Genomic DNA, 1,753 nt, shown 5'->3' on the forward strand with positions numbered 1-1,753 from the left:
CGATGGCCTCGTTGGCCAGCGTCGTGGCCACCAGCTGCCGCCGGAGAGGATGCGTGGTGATCGCGGCGGCGTACGGCTCTCGCAGCGGCGCGGGGAAATACTTGGGCAGCCGCGGAGCGAAGACGTCACTGTCGGGCAGTTCGCTGTCGAGCAGTTCGGCTTCCAACGCCAGCTTCACGTGAGCCATCAGAGTCGCGAGTTCCGGCGAGGTCAGCCCGCGGCCGTCCTGTTTGCGACGCCGTAGATCCGCCTCGGTCGGTAGCGCCTCCAGCTCGCGATCGAGACCTCGGCGCACTTCCAGATCCTCGATCACCCGACTGTGCACGGTGACCAGGCTCGGTGCGTCGAACCTCGAGGTGCCGAGCAGCTCGTTCTGCATGATGTTGTCCCACAACACCAGCCGGCCCACCTCGTCGGTCATGGACGCGAGCAGCTCGTCCCGATCCTCGCGCGCGAGGTTGCCGTTGGTGATGGCCGTCTCCAACAGGATCTTGATGTTGACCTCGTGATCGGAGCAGTCCACACCCGCGGAGTTGTCGACGGCATCGGTGTTGATCTTGCCTCCGGCAGCGGCGTATTCGATGCGGCCCAGTGCGGTGGCTCCGAGGTTGCCGCCCTCCCCCACCACGGCGGCGCGCACGTCGATTCCGTCGACCCTCACCGTGTCGTTGGCCTTGTCACCGACCTCGGCATTGGTTTCGGTGGACGCCTTGATGTACGTACCGATTCCGCCGTTCCACAGCAGATCGGCCGGGGCCCGAAGGATCGCGTTCACCAGCTCCGGGGGTGACAGCGCGACCACGGAATCCCCCAACCCGAGGGCAGCGCGCGCCGCCGCACTGATCGGGACCGACTTGCGCGTCCGCTCCCACACGCCGCCGCCCGCACTGATGAGCGAGGTGTCGTAGTCCGCCCACGACGACCGCGGCAGTGCGAACAACCGCTCCCGTTCGGCGAACGAGGACTCACGCTCGGGGTCGGGATCGAGAAAGATGTGCCGGTGATCGAACGCGGCGAGCAGGCGAATGTGCCGGCTGAGCAACATGCCGTTGCCGAACACGTCCCCGCTCATGTCGCCGACGCCGACGACTGTGAAGTCCTGGCTCTGCGTGTCAATTCCGAGCTCACGGAAGTGGCGTTTGACGCTCTCCCACGCACCCTTGGCGGTGATGCCCATGGCTTTGTGGTCGTAGCCCGCCGAACCACCGGACGCGAAGGCGTCGCCGAGCCAGAAACCGTACTTCGCGGCAACGTCGTTGGCCATGTCCGAGAAGGTCGCGGTGCCCTTGTCCGCGGCAACGACGAGATAGGTGTCGTCTCCGTCGCGGCGCACGACTCCGGTGGGAACCGTCACCGTTCCGGTAGCGCGGTCGAGATTGTCGGTGATGTCGAGCAGCCCGGCGATGAACAGGCGGTAGCAGGCCTTGCCTTCCTCGGCGTGGGCCTGGCGATCTCGATCGGCGTCACCGGTCACGACAGGGGGCCGCTTGACGACGAATCCGCCCTTGGCTCCGACCGGCACGATGACGGCGTTCTTGACCATCTGGGCTTTGGCGAGTCCGAGAATTTCGGTCCGGAAGTCCTCACGTCGATCCGACCAGCGCAGTCCGCCGCGGGCAACGGCTCCGAATCGCAGGTGCACACCTTCGACGCGGGGCGAGTACACGAAGATCTCGAACTTGGGCTTCGGCTTGGGCAATTCGGCGATCGATTGCGGATCGAACTTGAGCGAGAGGTACTCGCGATGGTCGCC

Annotated in this window: 1 protein-coding gene; it reads right to left on the reverse strand. The window is 65.9% G+C overall.

Annotated features, from left to right (window positions below; all coding sequences use genetic code 11):
• On the reverse strand, positions 1-1,753 hold a 1,753-nt coding region (locus A2J02_RS19895), incomplete at both ends, for an NAD-glutamate dehydrogenase domain-containing protein (protein ID WP_197478079.1).

The organism is Rhodococcus sp. EPR-147, assembly GCF_001647185.1.
GTDB lineage: Bacteria > Actinomycetota > Actinomycetes > Mycobacteriales > Mycobacteriaceae > Rhodococcoides.